This is a genomic window from Vibrio sp. 1167 (genome assembly GCF_033340375.1).
In the GTDB taxonomy this organism is placed as follows: Bacteria; Pseudomonadota; Gammaproteobacteria; order Enterobacterales; family Vibrionaceae; genus Vibrio; species Vibrio alginolyticus.
This window is the reverse complement of sequence record NZ_JAWOWK010000107.1, coordinates 1-1,101: the sequence shown is the minus strand read 5'-3', so window position 1 is coordinate 1,101 and position 1,101 is coordinate 1. Positions and strand designations below refer to the sequence as shown.

Here is a 1,101-nt window from a genome sequence, read left to right as displayed (position 1 = left end):
TGATATTGGAATAAATTCAGATACTTAACTTGAGCTCTATCGAACCTATGCCGATTCCACCTCGTCATTGCGAGCGCATTATATAGTAATTGTTTTTGTGATGTAACATCAAAAGCAACCGTTTGCGTCATTTTTTTTGTCAAATTTGAGTTGTAGCCGAAATGTCGATAAAACACACAATGTCGCACTCTATCTGTCCGATTCGCTTTGCCCCATCTCCACGCTTTGATATAAAGACCACTAGAAATTTTCTGAGATGTACCGATCAATGCAAATACGCCACTTCAACCGACTCAAGCGCAGCGTCCTACTTTTTGCTTCTGTGCTACTACTTTCTGCCTGCCAAATTGAGTCGCAGCCGAAAAGTGAATTCGAGAAAATCCAAGAGCGCGGAGTGCTACGCGTTGGCACGCTCAACAACCAACTCTCGTACTACATTGGTCCTGATGGCCCTGCGGGTTTGGATTATGAGCTAGCGCGTAAATTTGCAGAAGAGTTGGGCGTAAAGCTAGAAATCAAACCCGCTTTCAGACAAGCCGACCTTTTCCCTGCCTTAAAGAAGGGCGACATCGATATTATTGCTACGGGGCTTAATCAAACATCACAAGCCGTCAAGCGTTTTAGACCTGGCCCTGCTTATTATTATGTAAGCCAGCAAGTGGTCTACAAAAAGGGCCAGCTTCGTCCTCGTGATATTGAGCAGCTTATCGAGTATCAAGCATCCAAAGACAGTCAATCAGAAGAAGACGTGAATGCTGGCGCGCAAACATTGAAAATTGTCGAACAGTCTCAATATGTTCCGACACTGACGGCATTGAAGAAGCAGTATCCTGAATTGCAGTTTGAAATCGTGGGCGATGCTGACACTCGCGATCTACTGAAACATGTATCGACTGGAGAACTGCGTTTCACCGTCACTGATTCCGTAGAGCTGTCTCTCGCGCAACGCCTGTATCCAGATTTAGCACTTGCTTTTGAGCTCACCGAAGATCAACCAGTATCATGGTTTACTCGCCGCTCAGAGGATGAGAGCTTGTATGCGATGCTGATTGAGTTTTTCGGCAATATCAAACAATCTGGCGAGCTAGCTTCTCTTGAAGA

General features: G+C 45.2%; 1 protein-coding gene. It reads left to right on the top strand.

Annotated elements, in window-relative coordinates:
- Positions 1–268: 268 nt before the first annotated feature.
- Positions 269–1,101: transporter substrate-binding domain-containing protein (locus tag R7Z78_RS24705; protein WP_169643757.1), on the top strand; the 833-nt coding region annotated here is incomplete at its 3' end.